Annotated in this window: 12 protein-coding genes; 8 read left to right on the forward strand and 4 right to left on the reverse strand. The window is 40.6% G+C overall.

Annotated elements, in window-relative coordinates; genetic code table 11:
* The first annotated feature begins 91 nt into the window (after positions 1-91).
* The 3 genes from ACRD64_RS21160 to ACRD64_RS21170 all read left to right on the forward strand — a co-directional run bounded on the left by ACRD64_RS21160 (position 92) and on the right by ACRD64_RS21170 (position 2,559).
* A complete protein-coding gene (locus ACRD64_RS21160; RefSeq protein ID WP_430935817.1) occupies positions 92-1,285 on the forward strand; it encodes a hypothetical protein in 1,194 nt (397 codons plus the stop codon).
* Between the two features lie 83 nt (positions 1,286-1,368).
* Positions 1,369-1,941, forward strand: a complete 573-nt coding sequence (locus tag ACRD64_RS21165) for an FMN-binding protein (protein ID WP_430935819.1) — start codon at positions 1,369-1,371, stop codon at positions 1,939-1,941.
* Between the two features lie 417 nt (positions 1,942-2,358).
* Complete coding sequence (locus tag ACRD64_RS21170) at positions 2,359-2,559, forward strand: hypothetical protein (RefSeq protein ID WP_430935821.1); 201 nt, start codon at positions 2,359-2,361, stop codon at positions 2,557-2,559.
* A gap of 262 nt (positions 2,560-2,821) precedes the next feature.
* Here the strand turns inward: ACRD64_RS21170 and ACRD64_RS21175 are convergent, their stop codons facing one another.
* The 4 genes from ACRD64_RS21175 to ACRD64_RS21190 form a co-directional block, all read right to left on the reverse strand.
* Positions 2,822-3,526 (reverse strand): zinc metallopeptidase, encoded by a 705-nt coding sequence (locus tag ACRD64_RS21175; protein WP_430935823.1) that lies wholly within the window; start codon positions 3,524-3,526, stop codon positions 2,822-2,824.
* Positions 3,527-3,588: 62 nt separating this feature from the next.
* Positions 3,589-7,383, reverse strand: a complete 3,795-nt coding sequence (locus ACRD64_RS21180) for a sensor histidine kinase (protein WP_430935825.1) — start codon at positions 7,381-7,383, stop codon at positions 3,589-3,591.
* A gap of 309 nt (positions 7,384-7,692) precedes the next feature.
* Complete coding sequence (locus ACRD64_RS21185; protein ID WP_430935827.1) at positions 7,693-9,201, reverse strand: MBOAT family O-acyltransferase; 1,509 nt, start codon at positions 9,199-9,201, stop codon at positions 7,693-7,695.
* Positions 9,202-9,248: 47 nt separating this feature from the next.
* A complete protein-coding gene (locus ACRD64_RS21190; protein ID WP_430935829.1) occupies positions 9,249-10,721 on the reverse strand; it encodes a hypothetical protein in 1,473 nt (490 codons plus the stop codon).
* A 502-nt stretch (positions 10,722-11,223) separates the two neighbouring features.
* Between ACRD64_RS21190 and metH the strand changes: the two genes are divergently transcribed.
* The 5 genes from metH (at position 11,224) to ACRD64_RS21215 (ending at position 19,674) form a co-directional block, all read left to right on the forward strand.
* Positions 11,224-14,961, forward strand: coding sequence for a methionine synthase (metH, locus tag ACRD64_RS21195; RefSeq protein WP_430935831.1), 3,738 nt, complete (start codon positions 11,224-11,226; stop codon positions 14,959-14,961).
* 105 nt (positions 14,962-15,066) lie between these two features.
* Complete coding sequence (gene metF, locus ACRD64_RS21200) at positions 15,067-16,020, forward strand: methylenetetrahydrofolate reductase [NAD(P)H] (RefSeq protein ID WP_430935833.1); 954 nt, start codon at positions 15,067-15,069, stop codon at positions 16,018-16,020.
* 392 nt (positions 16,021-16,412) lie between these two features.
* Positions 16,413-17,783, forward strand: a complete 1,371-nt coding sequence (locus ACRD64_RS21205) for an NAD-dependent succinate-semialdehyde dehydrogenase (protein ID WP_430935835.1) — start codon at positions 16,413-16,415, stop codon at positions 17,781-17,783.
* The gene (locus tag ACRD64_RS21210) at positions 17,783-18,250 is read left to right on the forward strand and encodes a regulatory protein RecX (protein ID WP_430935837.1); all 468 of its coding nucleotides are present in this window, start codon (positions 17,783-17,785) and stop codon (positions 18,248-18,250) included. The genes ACRD64_RS21205 and ACRD64_RS21210 overlap by 1 nt, the downstream gene beginning before the upstream one ends.
* Before the next feature lie 11 nt (positions 18,251-18,261).
* A complete protein-coding gene (locus ACRD64_RS21215) occupies positions 18,262-19,674 on the forward strand; it encodes an LPP20 family lipoprotein (RefSeq protein WP_430935839.1) in 1,413 nt (470 codons plus the stop codon).
* The last annotated feature ends 2 nt before the right edge of the window (positions 19,675-19,676 follow it).

Here is a 19,676-nt window from a genome sequence, read left to right on the forward strand (position 1 = left end):
CGGAAGCTTCCCCCTGGCCTATCTTTGATTCCATAAAATTTAACACCGCCCTACGCAGGTATAAATACTAATAAATAAAACACGTAATTGAATGAAAACTCTTTATCTATTTATGGCATTCATTGTTTGCTCTTTTACTTTTAACGCACAAAATTCCGATAACAACAGGTATTTAAATACAGCGGAAAGATTGATGAAGACTGATGGCAAGCTCACCATTGGCGGTTATGCCGAAGTACACTATAATCAGGCTTTAGATTCGGATATAAAAAACAACGGTACTTTAGACGTTCATCGTGTAGTGATGTTATTTGGATACCAGTTTAACGAAAGAACCCAATTTATCACCGAACTTGAATTTGAACATGTTAGTGAAGTGTATGTTGAACAAGCTTTTTTGCAATATAAAATCAATAACGCACTAAACTTACGTGCGGGATTATTATTGGCTCCAATGGGCATTATCAATGAATATCACGAACCCAACACTTTTAACGGTGTTGAACGTCCACATGTGGACAAGTTGATTGCCCCCACAACCTGGAGGGAAATAGGAGCTGGCTTTACAGGTGTAGTTGTTCCGGCCAATATCCGTTACCAGGCTTACATTATGAACGGCTTTAACGGTTACGACGAGGATAACGGCGGCGGTAAATTTAGAGGTCAGGATGGGCTCCGAAAAGGTCGCCAAAAAGGTGCTGAATCATATATCAGCTCGCCCAACCTGGCTGCCAAGGTGGAGTATTTTGGCATTAGAGGGCTGAACATCGGGTTATCGGGTTATTTCGGAAAATCGCAAAGTACCCTCTATGATGGAATCGAGAAAGACGATAAAAACATGATGGCCATGGCAGATTCTTCCGTTGTAAATATTTCTATGATCGGAGCTGACGTTAGATATTCGAACAGTGGTTTACAGTTAAGAGGCCAATTATATTATAATAGCTTAGGGAACACAAAAGAATATAACGAGTTTACCGGAAAGGACCTTGGCAAGTCAATGCTTGGGTATTATGCCGAAGCCGGTTACAATGTATTCAGTACGATAAGTGAAATTAAATCTGAACTTATTCCGTTTGTACGAGTTGAGAAATATGACACCCACAACTCGGTTGAACAAGGCGCCACAAGAAATAAGGCCTACGCAGCTAATGTAATAACAACAGGAATTACCTGGAAAGTTGCTCCAAATGCGGCTTTTAAAACCGATTTGCAATTTGTAAAAACCGATGCCGATGACAAAGCAAACGCAACCTTTAATGCTGGTTTTGGCTTGATGTTTTAAAAAACTAAGTGAAGAAAAATAGTTTGTCCTGCCCAATAAAAATGTGCAGGGCAAATTTCTATACGAATTAAAAACAATTAATCATGATGAGATTCCATTTGATATTAACCCTACTGTTCTTGTCCTTTTTTTTCTTTGCAAATGCGGGTCAATCTAAAATTGATTATGCACACAAATCTTTGAAAAAGGAGATAGAAAAAACGTGGAATCGTGATATTAATGATCTTATTGAAATTGGCGTTCACGCTGAACTTCCTTACCAAGGTAAATTTTTTAAAGTACCGGGCACCGACAACAAGATAGTGTATGTTGGTAGAGTAAACAGTTGCAGAGTAGGGGGATGTTCTATTGACCAGGATGCCTACGGCCCTTCGGAATACTTCGATTATTTTATATTTTACGATGAGCATGCCAATATTGAGCTGGTAAAAATTTTCAATTATGCAGCCACTCACGGACATGAGGTCATGGCAAAAGGGTGGCTCAAACAGTTCAGGGGGTTTAACCATCAAAAAGAATTAGAAGTTGGAAAAAACATAGACTCCATTTCCGGCGCCACTATTTCGGTCCATGCCATTACGGAAGATATTAGCGAAAAAACAAAAATGCTGATTAGTTATATAAACAGCAGCCCCGTCAGTACTTCCAACTATTAATTCCAATTGATTTTTTCCATATGATGGCTAGCGATCAATAGGTAGCGAAAATGTAACTTAACATAGTCGTACTCTCTTATTATTCCACACATTGCCCCCTAATGTCTACAACATGTGAAAATTATGGGCAAATAATCTATTCCTAAAGAAAACCATTTCTTAACGCAACCATAACGTTTTTTTAACGTCCGTACGTTCGTCACAAAAAGCTGCACACTCCTCAAACTTATAATGACTTAGCATCTTTCTATTATAACTTTATAGTTGTAACTTAAGTACAATACCTGCGCACTACAGGTGTTTAAAAACATATTTAAAATTGCCGTGAAAATAATTTTTGGACTCATTATTGATATGATGAAAACAAGGTATACAAAAAATAGAGATTATTATTAACCATTTAAATTTTTATACATTATGATTAAGGAAAAAGCGAGAACCGAGACTAACTTAGAGGATAAAATTATTTCCTTTGTTAGTGAGAAACAACCTGTTCACATTGGTGAAATATTCAAAACACTTAGAATATCTCAAACCAAAGGGATGAATTATGTAACTTCAATGATTAACCAAGGTAAACTGATTTATGCATCACATAACCAAGTTAACGCATTCTAATCCATCAAATCCGGGTATTTTACTCAGCCCTAAACCACACTTCTGAACTTCCCTCAAGGTAACAATTGACGGGAAGTTTTTTTATGCCCATACCCCAGATAAGACTTTATAGAGCTGTTAATCTAACGCATAAAAAAACCTCTTCTTCGTTTCGAAAAAGAGGCCTCATTCAGTTATTGAACACCCCATAACAACCATCATCGGGAAGCGTATTTTCCTGACAAGCGTAACGCAGTTGTTGGCGTTTTCTGATAGCCACTACTTAATCATCCAAACCGATATACCTTAACACATAGTACAACAAGGTAACCAAGGATGACAATGCTGCCACCACATATGTATACGCCGCCCATTTTAATGCATCTTTAGCTTTGTCGTGAACAGCACCTGTTGCCACACCGCTGCTGTTTAACCACACCAAGGCCCTTTGGGTTGCGTTTATCTCAACAGGTAAGGTAATAAATGCGAACAAGGTAAAAATGGTATAACAACCGATAATAATCTGTAATGCCAGTTTATACGGTAAAAGTCCCGGAAGCAAAAAGGCGCCAAAAATCATTGCTATAAAAATAAAATTCAATACCCTACCGCTAACATTTTGCAAAGGAACCAGCGCCGAACGCAACTCAAGAGGGGCATATCCCTGGGCGTGTTGTACGGCATGACCACATTCGTGCGCTGCCACTGCCGCCGAGGAAACTCCATGACCGGAATAAACCTCCGGGCTAAGATTCACAGTTCTGTTAGCGGGGTTGTAATGATCGGTCAGCTGACCTGGCACCGAAACCACTTTCACATCGTAGATACCATTGTCTCTCAACATTTTCTCTGCAACATCTTTCCCAGCCATTCCGTACGACATGGGAACTTTGGCATACTTTCTAAATTTAGATTTCAACCTTGAACTCACTATCCAGCTCAAGACTAAAAAAGCGCCAAATATCAATAATAAGATTGGATCATACATATCTCTTGTTTTTTTAAATTTACTATTTTTTTTATCTCAAAAACTTTGCCACTGCCGAATTTTTATGCCAAAGGAAACTCTACAATGAAAGAAGTACCAAATCCACTGACACTTTCGCAGCGAATACTGCCATTCATGACATCCACATACTTTTTCACGATATACAACCCCAACCCGGAAGTGGGCTGCACATCATCTTTCATGTTCCTCAATCTGCTGTACTTTTTAAATATTTTCTCCTTCTCCTCTTCCTGGAGTCCGGGCCCATTGTCGTGTACCTCAATTTTCACGTTTTTATGATCCGACATGGCTATTAATTGAACATCTGTGTTTTCCGGTGAAAACCGAATGGCATTGGAAAGCAGGTTTTCGATTATTTTCACTAATAAATTCATATCCAGCCAAACATCAAACTTTTTGGAACTAATGTTAACCCGAATGTTTTTATCGCGGGCCTCTCCATCTAAACCATTGACAATCCCCTGAAGAACAGGCATCAGCTCAAATCGCTGCGGTTGGTAGGTGTAATTGTCGTTTTCAATATTTCTCACTTCCAGCACTTTGTTAACCACTTCGTTCTGCTTCCTTAAAATCTTTAGCATGCCACTCAGGAAGTTTCTTTGCTCCTCGGTACAATTATCGGATTTCTTCAGGAAACTTTGTATATCACCAATAGATAGATTTAAAGGTTCTTGTATTCCCTTAACAAACAAGGAAAACAATTGGCTTTTCTCCACATTCAATTCTTCCAAAAGCTGCTTTTGCTTATCCAAAACATCTTTTTCTCCCAAAACATCTTCGTGCTTATGCTGTAATACCTTCTGCTCCTGAACTAAGGATTGATATTTAATGGCATTGTCGAGTGCGATTGAAGCATAATTGGCGATATTCTTTATAAAGTTAAAATGATATGAGGTATAGGCATTCTTCTTTAAACTTTGAACAGAAATAACCCCGATCACCTCATGCGAGGTTTTTAGTGGAATATATATCGCCGACTCTGATTCTTCCCCATTCGGGACAGGTCTTAATTCAGATATATACTGCTTGTATTCGTTATAAAAATCACGAATAAGAATGTCCCTGTCATGGGTAAAGGAGTACACCGCCAGGCGTTCTTTGTCCTCGATCAAATACCTGAGAAATGGCTGTCGCTCCCCCATCAAATAATTATGCGTAAAATCTATCGACTTCTCGCCCGCATTGTACATTCCAATCAAAAAAACATCGGTGCTCATCACCTTCGACACCGATTGGTACAGTAGTTCCGAAATCCTGTCCATAGACAGTTTAGAAGTTACCAACTGACCAATGCTGGTTAAACGCTCAAGATCCTTGTTACTATCTTTTAACGACTTGGCTTGCTGCTCCAACTGTTTTTTTTGATCCACCAATGTTTCCGTTTGGCTTTTAATCTCTGCTTGTTGTTTTTGGATCTCCAGCTTGTTTTTTACCAGTTTTGCCTCAAGTTCATCCTTTAATCTCTTTTCCTTGGCAATCCTCATCCTAATGAACCAAAGCACCAACCCTACAACAAACAGAATTCCTAAAATCCGAACAATGCTGTATTGGTACCACGCAGGCCTGATTTCAAAAGAATAGGATGCTCCTTCTTCATTCCAAACCCCGTCATTATTACATGCCAATACCTTAAATGTATATCTTCCCGGGCTCAGGGCGGGGTAAAACGCCATGTTAAAATCATTGTCGGGCGACCACTCCTGCTCTATCGGCTCTAACTTCCATTTGTACTTTATTTTCTCCGGCACAGTATAACTCAATCCGTCAAAGACAAAGGACAAGTGACTTCTGTTGTACGGTAAGCTTAAGTTTTGCGGTAAGGAAAACCAAGGGCTTATAGAATCGTATTCTGCCTTAATTGAATCCAAATCCCACTTGGGCTGCTGAAAATTGAGCAACACCTCACGAAGGTATACGGGCGGTTCCAAATAATTGGGCCGCTCGGCATCCGGGTTATACATCATGGCACCTTTTATCGTACCAAACCACAACCTGCCTTCCCTGTCCAACAGGTTACATCCACCGTTGTTCTCGATACCAATGAAACCGTCATCTTTATCAAAGTTTTGGATGGAAACCAATTCTCCTGTTTGATCCAGTGTTAATTTATCCACCCCATTTTGGGTTCCTGCCCAAATATTTCCTTCCGTATCGGCAATGACAGAATAAATATTGTCCGACCTGACCCCTGTGGAAGTATCAAAATAAGTGAATTTTTCGCCATCGTACCTGTTTAAGCCACCGGTAAAAGTGGCAAACCATATGTTGCCCACTTTATCCTCTGCCGATTGCAACACCCACGACGAGTTGAGCTGGTTCAAATCGGAAAAATGCGTAAAACTTTCATTGTCGTATTTGAACACTCCTTTGGTAGTAGAAATCCAAATATTCTGGTTAGAATCGATGAACAGGTTAGTAATGAAGGGAGAAGTCAGTCCTGAATTATGCGGTGTGAACCACTCGTTTTTACTTCCCGAAACATGCTTGGCCAGGCCTTTTCCGTAAATAGCCATCCAGATAGTATCTCCATTCTGAACCATATCAACAACCGGGGTTCGAGGCTTTAAACCATATTTCTTTTCTACAGGTACAAAACTCTTTTTGTTATATTCGAACAGACCGCCCAGTGTTGCAACAAGTATATGGCCGTTTTTAAGCTCAACCATTTTTCGGGCTTGAGCCATATCTGCCTCCGCCGAGGCCTCCAACAATTCTACCTTTTCGCCATCGAAAACCGAAATGGTGTTGTTGTCGTCGCCCATATAAACATTCCCGTTGCGGTCCTGGAAAATACTTCTTATAATATTTCCTCCCAGCCCACTCTCCTGATTAAAAGAAACAAATTTCTCGCCTCCATATTTAAAAAGACCGGAACCACTGGTGCCGAACCACATATTCCCTTCCCGGTCTTCGCCAAAAGAAGTAACCAATGACGTCTTTAAACCGTTCGTTTTATTGAACAGCTTGATTCTGTTGTCATTAAACCAAACAATTCCTCCCGAAGCCACAGCGATCCATACCCCACCGTTCCGATCTTCATAGGTCCGAAACACCCTATCCAAAGAAATCTCCTTAGGCCATTCCATGTTTCTTATCTTTCCATCCAGGGCTAACAGTAACAAATCCTGTTTACTGTTTTCCTTCCCGAAGGAAAGCACCCATTGGTTTCTGTATTTATCCTGTAGCAGAGGAATCAGTATTCGATCCTCCAACCCATACTTTTTATGGATATCCGATTGCTTAATCTCGCCATTCTCAATTTCATAAACGCCTTCGTTGGTTGACACCATAATTTTTTTGGAGCCAGATCCCGACATGAAAAATATTTTTTTGTCTTTAAAAACCTCGGCGTTATCACGGGTAAAATCACGCACGCCTTGATCCGAAAAATGGTAGATCACTCTATTACCGGATACACTCCTGGCCATCAACCACAACGAACCATCCATCATCTCAAGAAACTGCATACGATCCTGAAAAATGGCGGTATCTGACTTTATGTAATACTTAAAATCCTTTCCGTTATATTTTGTGACACCTTTGGGAGAGCCAATCCATAAATCGTAATTATTGTCGGAATACAATCCCATGACCAGGTCCTCGAGCAACCCGTCCTTTTTTGTCATCACTTCAAAGTCAATACCGTTAAAACGACACAAACCTCCTCCGTTGGTCCCCAGCCATAAATAGCCGAATTTATCCTCGGCAATATCATTCACCTCAGATTGAGGCAAGCCTTCCTCCAGGGAATATTGACGGAAAAAGTGATGTTGACCGCTCAAGACATGCGGTAACATTGAAATAATAAAAATAATATGTATAAATCTTAACTTCATATGCGTTAACTCATTCAGAATCCACATCTCAATAACCTCATAAAAAACCAAAGTATAAAGACACAGCTCAATTAATCCCAATAAAAAAAACAGTTTCCCATAACCATCCAAAACAACATCTGTATTGAGGATACATCAAAAGGCTTAACCCAAATAATTCAAGAATTAATCTGTCTCCGACAGGGACTGAATTTCAGTAAAACTTTTTTCCAAAGATTTACTTCAGCTATTTGTGGCTAACCGGAACAGTATTCATATTTGAGTGTGTTTATGAATAGTTCAGGTTAAAAGAAAGACAATGAAACCGGACTAAAACCTGAAATATATAAATGGTTTTATATCCATAAGGCTAAATTGGTAAATAATTACACAAAAAGCAACTACTATTATCATCTTTATAACAACATTTGCCCTAATAAGGTTGTATTTTATTAATTTTTCCAATTCGGATGGCAACCAATGAATCATATAGCCCAAAAACATCACAAACAACACATTTGAGTATGACAAAAACAATTGCTTGATGTCATAAATAGAAAAGGCGGTTTTTAATCGTATAAAAAACAATTGCAAGGTTTCCAGGTCGGGCGAACGGAACACAATCCATGTAAACACCAAAAAATGAAATGTGAACAAAAACCCGATAAACCTTGGTATTTTTAGGTGAATTCTTTTAAATGCTCCAAGCAGCATTTTCTCCAGCAATAAGGCCAATCCATGCAAAGCCCCCCAAATGACAAACAACCAGCCTGCGCCATGCCATAACCCTCCCAGCAACATGGTAATCATCAGGTTAATTCCTCTGCGAATAGTCCCGCGCCTGTTTCCCCCAAGTGGGATGTACAAATAATCGCGCAGCCAGGATGACAGGGAGATATGCCACCTTCTCCAAAAATCCGTAACGGAGGTGGCCACATAAGGAAGATTAAAGTTATCGGGTAGTTTAAAACCCAGGATAAGTGCCACTCCAATAGCGATATCGGTATATCCGGAAAAGTCGCAATATATTTGCATGGTATAGGCGTATGCGCCCATCAGCAATTCAATGCCGCTATACATCATAGGCGCATCAAAGACTCTATCAACCAGGTTCACCGAGAGATAATCAGAGATGACCATTTTTTTGAACAATCCGCCCAAGATCAACCATACAGCCGACCAAAATCTTTTTTCGGACAGCACATACTTTTTATGCAATTGCGGAATAAACTCCCACGCTCTTACGATAGGTCCTGCTACCAATTGTGGAAAAAAGGAAACGTAAAACCCGAAGTCCAGAATATTTTTAACCGGCTTAATCCGCTTTCGATAAACATCGATAGAATAACTGATGGTTTGAAAAGTGAAGAAGGAAATGCCCACGGGCAAAAGGATATACGTTGCATCCAGACTAGTATTAAAAATCGCATTGGTAAACATGGAAAAATAATTGACCACGTTCACCTGGATTCCTGATACCTGGTATAGAAAGTCGGCAAAAAAATAAGTGTATTTGAAATAACCTAATACCCCCAGATTTACCAGTAAGCTGAGCACCACTAAAAGCTTCCGGACGCTCTTCTTTTTAGCCTTCCCAATTCCCAGGCCAATGGAATAATCAACAATGGTCGAAAAAAACAACAGAAAAAAGTAATAACCCCCTGCTTTGTAATAGAAAAAAATGCTGGCAACAAATAGGAATGCATTGCGCAAAACGCTGCGCTTGAACAAAAGCGCATTACCCAACAGCACCACACCAAAGAAAACCCAAAACAGATAATGTGTAAAAACAAAACCTGCATTGGGGTTATATCTTAATATTCCTATAATATATTCCAAACGTAGTTAGCTTGTTAATTTGAAACTAAAAGTAATGGTTTTCCTTTTCACTTTGTCGAAAGTAAGTTTTTTTTGTAATCCTCATACTCACTCATAATGGCTTTATATAACCAATCGGCAACTTTTTTGCCGCCAGGTTTACTAAAGTGGGTGTAATCGGACATTGCCAATTTAGGGTCGCCGTTGACCCATTTTAATATTGATCCTTCACCACCCATGGCCTCGAAGAGATCAAAAAAGGCAAATCCAGCCTTAAAGGCGGCTTCTTTTTGGGCTTCCTTAATTTTGAATATGTGCTTATACGAGTGTGCTTTACCGTCAATTAGCTTACCCACGTCGCCTACACCTACGACCAACACCGGAACACCCGGCATGGTTTTTTTCAAAATCTCTAACTGACGATAAAAAGTCAAACTGTAAAAATCATAATTTTCTGTCACAGTAGGAACCATGTTGGTACCGTATTGCAATATCACCAAACCTATGTTCATATATTCGGCCATGGATTTGTACAATAAAGTATCCGTTTTATCGAGTCTGGGGGAAGACTGTCCCCGCATAGAAATATTATCCACTGACACTCCACTTAAACTGTCCAGGCTCATTCCCAAAAACAAAGGGCTTTGTTCAGACTCAAAACTGAGGGAGAATCTGCGTGGGGCACGCTTGAAGGTCCAATTGATTTCTGTAATCCCATCATCTACTTGTAGTGAGTCAGAACTAATTAAATCATTCCCCCAATACGCATCAATAACCAAAGGCTTTTCAATATTTTTCAAAAACAATCGCGACTTATAATAATTTGTAGCCCTGGGCTGCGCCATGGACGATTGACTTACCTCGACGCGTGATCCGGCGATTGCCGGATCAATCTTGGCCACTTTGCCCATGATTCCGTATTGATTACCTTCGATGATCCGGGGATATTGATACACCAGATGTTCGCTCCAAGCTCCCTTGTTATTGATCCAGACAGTAGGAAATTGTTTTTTCGGATCATACAACGGGATCAAACCCGGACCGGATCCTTTAAATTGCCGTTGAAAACTCTCCCGCAAATATTTTGAGATGCGATCGCCTTCAATTTGCGAATCGCCCATGTGCATAATTCGAATTACCCTGTTTAGCTCATCCGCTGATTCAATTTCCTGATAAAAGGAATACAACATCCTCTTAAACGCGGAAGGGTATTGTAGTTTAAGTTTTTGAATGATACTATCTTCTGCCAACGAATCAGGCTTGGAAACAATAGTTAAATTTACAGAATCCTTTTTTTCTTTTCGAACGCCGGCCAACTCCAAGGAATCAACAACTTGAAGTGAATCTATCTCTATTGGATCTGACTCTGTCACTGATTCTGTAGGTATGTTTTTCTTTAACAAATTATCAAAAGAAATCCAACGGACTTTATAACCGGATTCACCCAGCTCTATTCCTTCTTTAGGAATGAAATAACCCAACGCCCCAAATAATACCAGAACGATAATGTAGTATAAAAATATTTTGGGAGGTTTTATCATACCTTCATTTCATTACATTTTACGCAAACATACACACAAAATATTCCTTGAAAAAATGAAATTATTGAAAAGAAAAATATACACAAAAAAGCCCAATACACAATAACTAATTGCATTTTGAGCCATTAATTATTTGGGTTCTTTTTAGCATACAGAAAGAAATTTATCAATCATTGGAATAGACTTTTACTGGAAATATCTTGATTGAATACAGTTTTCCATAGAAACTTTCCTCTGGATGTAAAACTAAAATGTTCGAAAGCCCTATTAGACCCATTCACATCCGAAAATACAATGTACAACGTTGGTCGTAAAGCTTATCCCTTTACTTTGTGCCACCTTAAACCCTCCAGTACATTAAACTTTGCTTATATAACTTACAAATCAGTATATTTTGCTATTTTTGCACCTCGTTTTTCGTTTGATAATGACAGAAGTCATATTTTTGTAACGCGAACATTTGCAACGCTCAGCGGTTAAAGTCTCCAAGTAGATTATTGATATGGATAGAATACAACAGTTATATAAGGCAATTCAGGAACGCATCCTGATTTTAGATGGTGCTATGGGAAGTTTGATTCAGACCTATAAACTCGAGGAAGAGGATTATAGGGGGGAACGTTTCAAAAATTACCATATGTCTATCAAAGGGAACAATGATATTCTTTCCATCACCCAACCGCAAATAATCAAAGAAATTCACGCCAAGTATTTGGAGGCCGGTTCCGATATTATTGAAACCAATACTTTTAACGCCACAACAATTTCGCAGGCCGATTATGATATGCAGGCAGCGGTTTGGGATATCAACTACGAATCGGCCAAGATTGCACGTGAAGTAGCTGATGAATACACGTTAAAGACGCCCGAGAAACCAAGATTCGTATGTGGTTCCATAGGCCCGTTGAACAAAGCGTTGTCACTATCACCGGATGTGAACAATCCTGGATACAGAGCCGCCTCTTTTGATGAGGTAAAGGCAGCCTACAAAGAGCAGGTTGAGGCACTTATAAAAGGAGGTTCCGATTTGTTGATGATCGAAACGGTGTTTGATACGCTTAACGCGAAGGCGGCACTATTGGCCATTGACGAGGTGTTTGTTGAATTGGGCAAAAAGTTGCCAGTAATGGTTTCGGGTACGATTACCGATGCCAGTGGCAGAACTTTGTCGGGACAGACCTTACAAGCTTTTATCGATTCGGTTTCGCACATGGATATATTAAGTATCGGCTTAAATTGTTCGTTGGGTGCCGAAGAACTAGAGCCTTATGTAACCGAGTTAGCACAAAAAGCACCTTTTTACATTAGTACCCATCCCAATGCCGGTTTGCCTAACCAGTTTGGTGAGTATGATCAAACGCCCGAACAAATGTCGGAGCTAATCAGCAAATGGCTTGACGAAGGCAAAGTGAATATTTTAGGTGGCTGTTGCGGAACCACCCCTGAACATATTGCGGCATTGGCCCAAGCGGCGCAAAAATATACTGCACACAAGAAAGTGGACCCGCCCAGGATTACACACCTAAGTGGGTTAGAATCATTGCAGATGCGCAAGGAAACCAATTTTATAAATATTGGTGAGCGATGCAATGTGGCTGGTTCCCGAAAATTCTTGCGCCTTATCAAAGAAAAGAAATACGAAGAAGCAGTCGACATTGCCCGTCACCAGGTAGAAAACGGCGCACAGATTATTGATGTAAACATGGACGATGCCATGTTAGAATCCAAGGAGGAGATGGTCACCTTCCTGAATATGCTCATGTCGGATCCGGATGTATCAAGGGTTCCCGTGATGGTGGATTCATCCAAATTCGAAGTCATAGAAGCAGGGCTAAAGTGTCTGCAAGGAAAATCCGTAGTGAACAGCATCAGTCTGAAAGAGGGAGAAGAAGCATTTTTGCATCAAGCGGCGACCATCAAAAAATACGGTGCTGCAGTAGTGGTAATGGCCTTCGACGAAAAAGGACAAGCCGACAACTTCGAGCGACGGAAAGAGATATGCGGAAGAGCCTACAAATTGCTGACCGAAAAGGTAAATTTCCCCCCACAAGATATCATCTTCGACCCCAATGTACTGGCCATCGCCACCGGCATTGAAGAGCATAACAATTATGCGGTTGATTTTATCAAGACATGTAAATGGATTAAGGAAAACTTGCCTCATGCCCATATCAGTGGCGGGATCAGCAACCTGTCGTTTTCGTTCCGAGGAAACAACGTGGTACGTGAGGCCATACATTCCGTATTTTTATATTATGCCATCAAAGAAGGTCTGGACATGGGGATCGTAAATCCTTCTATGCTTCAGGTATATGACGATATCCCCAAAGAATTGCTGGCTTATGTGGAAGATGTGGTTTTCAACAAACGACCGGATGCTACCGACCGATTGGTTGATTATGCCGAAACCGTCAAAAACACCCAACAAGAAGCCGGAGAAACCCAACAAGCAGCATGGCGCGAAGGGAACCTGGAAGAGCGGCTGACACATTGCCTGGTGAAAGGAATCGCGGACTATCTCAATGAGGATTTAAAAGAAGCTTTAGAAAAATACCCGACTGCGTTGGATATTATTGAGCAACCATTGATGGATGGAATGAATGTGGTGGGCGACCTGTTTGGCGACGGTAAAATGTTCCTGCCCCAGGTAGTTAAAACCGCCCGAGTAATGAAAAAGGCGGTGGCTGTTCTTCAACCCATTATCGAAGAAGAAAAAACTTTAACCGGAGCCTCTTCCAGCAATGGTAAAATACTAATGGCTACCGTTAAAGGTGATGTCCATGATATCGGAAAGAATATTGTGGGCGTTATTTTGGGCTGCAACAATTATGAGGTGGTTGACTTGGGAGTGATGGTTCCGACCGAAAAAATATTGAAGGAAGCGATTGCGCAGGATGCAGATATTATTGGGTTAAGTGGTTTAATCACCCCTTCTCTGGAAGAGATGGTGAATGTAGCCAGGGAAATGAAGAATCAAAACTTTGAGATTCCTCTTTTGATAGGTGGCGCAACCACCTCAAAAGTACATACGGCAGTAAAAATCGAACCCGAGTATAACCAGCCTGTGGTTCATGTAAAAGACGCATCGAAAAGCGCACAGGTGGTAAGTGCCTTGCTTTCGAAAACGCGAAAAGAAGAATTTTCGAAACATACCCGTGAAGAATATGCCGGACTAAGAGAGCGGAATGCCAACAAAAAACAAGCGAATATTGCTCCGATCGAAAAAGCCAGGGAACAGAAATATAAGATCAATTGGAACCAGAATGAAGTCAGCAAGCCCAACATGATAGGCATTAAAGTGTTCGATGATTATTCGGTAGCTGAGATCCGCAAGTATATTGATTGGACTTTCTTTTATCAGGCTTGGAATCTGACCGGAAATTACGATGGTATTGAAGCAGTGGAAACAGCTGGTCAAGAAAATGAATGGCTGAATAAATACAAAACAGAAAATGCCCGGGCCAAAGCCGAGGAAGCTTTAAAGCTTTGGAGAGATGCCCAAGCCATGCTCAACAAAATTGAGCAGGATAAGATGCTGACACCTAAAGCTGTGTTCGGGTTGTTCCCGGCAAACAGTGATGGCGATGATGTAATTGTTTATACCGACGAGACCCGGACCGAAGAAATAACAAGGTTTCATCAAATGCGCGAGCAGCAGGACAAGCCGGGGAAAAAGGCCTTCCATTCTCTCTCCGATTTTATTGCTCCGGCTTCATCAGGGGTAAAAGATTATATCGGAGGATTTGCGGTAACTTCAGGTATTGGAATTGAAAAATGGGAAAAGGCCTACGAGGACGACCACGACGATTTCAGTGCTATCCTGCTAAAAGCATTGGCGGACCGCCTGGCTGAAGCCTTTGCGGAACTTCTCCACTTCAGGGTTCGCAAAGAGTTTTGGGGTTATGCCCCGGACGAAGAGTTCAATACCGAGAACTTTATTCGCGAACGTTACCGCGGCATCCGACCGGCATTGGGATATCCTGCCTGCCCCGATCATAGCGAGAAACGCTTACTGTTCGATCTAATGAATGTAGAAGAAAACGTAGGCATTACCCTAACGGAACATTTTAGCATGTACCCGAATGCATCCGTAAGCGGTATGTATTTTGGACATCCTAAAGCCATGTATTTCGGAATTGGAAAAGTAGGTAAAGATCAGGTAGAGGATTTAGCCCGACGGAAAGGTATCTCCGTGGAAGAAATGGAAAAATGGATTCCTATTAATCTGAGTTATAAATAAGCAAAACAACAGTTATCAGTTTGCAGGTAGCAGCCACAGGCATATATTTGCCGTTGCATTGATAAAACGTTTGTGGAGAAAATAAAATTAATAAGACAAATATAAATGACAGCTGCAGAGTTAGTTTTAAAAGATAAAGAAACCAAGTTCTCGTTCGAACTTTTGCCGCCTTTAAAAGGAAACAACATCGATAAGGTATTTAAAACCATCGATACACTAAAAGAATTCAACCCGCAATTTATCAATATTACCTCGCACCGCGAGGAGTATAAGTTTGCCGTTAACGACAATGGATATGTCGAAAAAAAGATAGTACGCAAACGTCCCGGAACGGTAGCCGTAGCTGCGTCCATCCAAAACAAATATGGCATCAAGGTAATTCCGCATATCATCTCGCGCGGTTTTACCAAATCGGAGACTGAATATGCGCTTATCGACCTGAATTTCATGGGTATTCACGACATCCTTGTATTGCGTGGTGACGACACCCACAAGGAAAAGTATCCTGAAAGAAGCGAAGATTGCAATCAATATGCCATTGAATTAGCGCAGCAGGTGAACGATTTAAACAAAGGTATTTATTTGGATGGCACTAGTAACGATGCTTTTGATACCCCGTTTGCTTATGGGGTAGCCGGTTATCCCGAAAAGCACGAAGAAGCGCCCAATATGGACTCTGACTTAGCCTACTTAAAAGCCAAAGTGGATGCAGGTGCCGAATATGTGATGACCCAAATGTTCTTCGACAACCAAAAATATTTCGATTTTGTGGATAAGTGCAGGGCTATTGGCATTACGGTTCCTATTATTCCAGGTATCAAACCTATTACAACCGCTAACCAACTAACAGTTTTACCTAAAATATTCAGCTGTGAAATACCGGAAGATTTTGCTAAAGAACTGCGAAAGTGCAAAGACAACGACCAGGTAAAACAAGTAGGCGTGGAGTGGTGCATTCAGCAATCACTTGACCTTAAAAAGAAAGGTGTGCCGATTATTCACTTTTATACCATGATGGCTACACAAAGCACCAGAAAAGTAGCCGAAGCGGTATATTAAAAGACAACATAATCATACGAAAAACCGACTCTTATTCCGGGTCGGTTTTTTTATACAATTAATTCTTCTTTGAATATATTCTCCGTACAACCCGGATTCTTAACTAAACGACATTGCCCTAAATATGCATTCTCTATTGCATATTAACTTCTGCGAAGTGGCGAAAATATTGACAATTGCAGAAAAGTTATAAACCAACATTGTCCTTTTGAATTTGACAAATTCCATATGACAGATCTTGGCTTAACATAACACGTTTATCGCAATAGGTTGAAAAATAAATTTTTATCAGTTCAGCTTTCCAGGCTAAATATTTTGTTATTTTTTAGTATTAACTTTATCCGGAATATCGGTAATAGTTATCATATTTACCGCATAAAACTTATGCACCTATGTTACTTAAATCTATCAATCCCGCTAACGGTGAAATTGTTCGCGAATACCCGGAATCACAATGGGAAGAGATCGACAATACTATCCGCGATGTAAAAAACGCGTTTAAATCCTGGCGGAAGACTTCTATACAAAAACGCATCGATCACGTAAAAAACTTAGCCCGGCTCTTAGAAATCAAGAAAGAAGGGCTGTCTTTTACCATTACAATTGAGATGGGAAAACCCATCGTGGAATCACGCGCAGAGATTGACAAATGTATTTGGTTATGCAATTATTATTGCGATAATATTGATGAGTTCCTAAAACCCAGGCCCGTTACTACCGAAGCAACGGAATCGTATGTTTCGTTTCAGCCCATTGGTGTTATCCTGGCCATCATGCCATGGAATTTTCCGTTATGGCAGGTGTTCAGGTGCGCGATTCCATCCATCCTGGCCGGCAACACCATGGTCTTAAAGCACGCCTCCAATGTTCCCGGGTGCTCTATTGCCATCGAAGACTTGTTCCTGGAATCGGATTTTCCGGATGACATCTTCCGTTCGGTGCTCACTTCAAACAGAAAAGTAGAGCGGATGATTGCCAATAAACGCATCGCTGCCGTCACGTTAACCGGAAGCACCAAAGCCGGACAGGCCGTGGCAAAAACATCCGGAACTTATCTTAAAAAATGTGTCCTGGAGCTGGGAGGCAGCGACCCATATATTATTTTAAACGATGCAGATCTGGACTTGGCCGTAGAAGCGTGCATCAAGGGGAGATTGCTAAATACCGGACAAAGCTGCATAGGAGCCAAACGCTTTATTGCCACCGAGAAAATATATGAAGAGTTTGAACATAAGTTTGTGAAGGAGATGAAATCGGCAACGATGGGCGATCCTTTCAACGAGTTCAACCAGCTAGGCCCCATGGCAAGAGGAAACATCCGCGAGGATTTGATGAGCCAGGTAAATAAATCGGTTTCGTTAGGGGCTAATCTTCTCTGCGGGGGTGAGATTAATTACGATATTGAAGGGTTCTATTATCCGCCTACGGTTTTGTCGAATGTGCAAGCCGGGATGCCTGCTTACAACCAAGAACTATTTGGCCCGGTAGCTTCCTTAATGAAGGCAAAGGGAGAACAGGAAGCCATTAAAATTGCCAACGACACTAGTTTTGGACTGGGAGCCGCTGTTTTCACCTCTGATTTAGACCGAGGAAAATACATAGCAGAATACGAACTTGATGCAGGTTGTTGTTTCGTGAATGACTTTGTGAAATCGGACCCTCGCCTGCCTTTTGGAGGAGTAAAGGAAAGCGGATATGGCAGAGAACTCTCCATTTATGGCTTGTATGAATTCGTCAATATTAAATCGATATATATAAAATAATGACATTTGAAGAGGCCTTAGTAAAAGCATCAAACATATGTGCCCGACAGGAAAAGTGTATTTTTGATATCGAGAAAAAGTTAAATGACTGGAAAGTAAGTGCGGACATTGCCAATATGGTAATCGACCAGCTGACCAAAGAAAAGTTTATCGACGAGGAAAGGTACATCAAGTTTTATGTAAAAGATAAATTTCAGTTTAACCGCTGGGGAAAAATAAAAATTAAATGGCAGCTCAAGTCTAAACGACTATCCGGGCAGCAAGTGGACAAGGCACTGGAACTAATTAATGATGAAGAATATAAAAATGCTTTGGCGCAATTATTGATACAAAAGAGAAGAAGGATAAAAGACGATGACAAATTCAAGATAAAGGCTTCATTAATTCGATACGCATCATCGCGGGGCTTTGAACCTGATTTGATTTATCAAGTTTTGGATTCAGAAATAATGAATGATAACAAATAAAACATTAACCTATGAACACCTTTAACTCCCAGATACTTATTGGCAGGATTATGCTGTGCCTAATGGCACTTCCTGCAATTCTCTCCTTCTCCACGGTGGAAGCCAAAAGAAAACCATCTTGGGTTAAGCAGCGTCCTACTGATGCTAATTACTATTACGGAAGGGCCATGAGATCAAAAGTAGGCGGTGAAGCAAGCTATCGCACCGAGGCCAGAAACAAGGCATTGAAAGAATTAAGTTCTGAAATTAAGGTGACCATTTCTTCCAATTCAATCCTTCGACAATTCGAAAACAACTATCAAGTAAAAGAGGAATTTGAAGCAAGCACACATGAATCGGTAGAGGCAACACTGGAAGGTTATGAGGTACTCACATGGGAAAACAAAAAGGAATATTGGGTAATGGTTCGCCTGAATAAGGACAAATATGCCATGCGCAAGAAGCAAAAACTGGATTATGCGAAAAAGATGTGCGCCACCTATTATTACGATGGTAAAAAAGCTGTTGAGAAGGGCAATATTTATGAAGGCTTGCTGTTTTATGTACAAGCTATCAAAGCCATTAAACCGCATGCCAACGAGGATTTAACCTACAGAGATATCAATGGAAACCTAAATCTGGGATCCGATATTTTTAGTGCGATACAAGAAGCATTCCGGAAAATTAATTTAGAAGCGGCGCAGTCTTCGTTTGTCGTGCAGTTTAGCAAGGAAATAAAGGTCCCTCTTTCGCTTCAGGCCAGTTATACTGACGAATTAGGAGACAGTCGTCCTATTACGAATTTACCATTGGTCTTCTCATTTACAAAAGGGAAAGGCGAATTAACCAAAACCGGCACAACGGACCGAGACGGAAAGGCCAGGTGTGACATTATCCGGTTGATCTCCAAAAGAAAGAGCCAGGAAATTACCGCTGAGTTCAATTTGGATTTGTTCCTTGAAGAAGAAACCCTTGAAGACAAAGTACTTTTAAAAGCTTTCTTTCATGATGGGTATTTACCTAAAACCATTTTCAATATTGAGGTTCAAAAGTCCACCGCTTTTGTTGTGATCAACGAGCTTGTATTTGATAAAAAAACGGCAAATGGCGCTTTAGGCAAATCAATTCGTTCCGAGTTGGCACAAAGCTATTTTAACATTACCGAGGATAAAACAAATGCCGATTTCACTGTCTCTATTGATGCTAAGTTCATTGAAGGCGGCGAGAGACAGGGTAAGGGGTATTCCGTATTTATTGTGTTTGCCGATTTTCATATGACGGTTACCGATAATAAATCGCAAATGGAAATTTTCGCCGACGGCTTTGATAGGCTAAGAGGGATGCAACCCCGAAGTTATGAATATGCACTTAAAAACGTTAGGGAAAAAGCCAAGCAAAAAATTATAGATGAAATATTTCCTAAAATGGAACAGGTGAATCTTTAGAT

The sequence above is a fragment of the Saccharicrinis sp. 156 genome, from assembly GCF_050589685.1.
Lineage (GTDB): Bacteria > Bacteroidota > Bacteroidia > Bacteroidales > Marinilabiliaceae > Saccharicrinis.

What these genes read in the sequence shown, in the direction of transcription:
- ACRD64_RS21205 (WP_430935835.1), top strand. Translation starts at nt 16,413, where the DNA reads ATGTTACTTAAATCTATCAATCCCGCTAACGGTGAAATTGTTCGCGAA.
- ACRD64_RS21180 (WP_430935825.1), bottom strand. Translation starts at nt 7,383, where the DNA reads ATGAAGTTAAGATTTATACATATTATTTTTATTATTTCAATGTTACCG.
- ACRD64_RS21215 (WP_430935839.1), top strand. Translation starts at nt 18,262, where the DNA reads ATGAACACCTTTAACTCCCAGATACTTATTGGCAGGATTATGCTGTGC.
- ACRD64_RS21165 (WP_430935819.1), top strand. Translation starts at nt 1,369, where the DNA reads ATGATGAGATTCCATTTGATATTAACCCTACTGTTCTTGTCCTTTTTT.
- ACRD64_RS21160 (WP_430935817.1), top strand. Translation starts at nt 92, where the DNA reads ATGAAAACTCTTTATCTATTTATGGCATTCATTGTTTGCTCTTTTACT.
- ACRD64_RS21210 (WP_430935837.1), top strand. Translation starts at nt 17,783, where the DNA reads ATGACATTTGAAGAGGCCTTAGTAAAAGCATCAAACATATGTGCCCGA.
- ACRD64_RS21175 (WP_430935823.1), bottom strand. Translation starts at nt 3,526, where the DNA reads ATGTATGATCCAATCTTATTATTGATATTTGGCGCTTTTTTAGTCTTG.
- metF (WP_430935833.1), top strand. Translation starts at nt 15,067, where the DNA reads ATGACAGCTGCAGAGTTAGTTTTAAAAGATAAAGAAACCAAGTTCTCG.
- ACRD64_RS21170 (WP_430935821.1), top strand. Translation starts at nt 2,359, where the DNA reads ATGATTAAGGAAAAAGCGAGAACCGAGACTAACTTAGAGGATAAAATT.
- ACRD64_RS21190 (WP_430935829.1), bottom strand. Translation starts at nt 10,721, where the DNA reads ATGATAAAACCTCCCAAAATATTTTTATACTACATTATCGTTCTGGTA.
- metH (WP_430935831.1), top strand. Translation starts at nt 11,224, where the DNA reads ATGGATAGAATACAACAGTTATATAAGGCAATTCAGGAACGCATCCTG.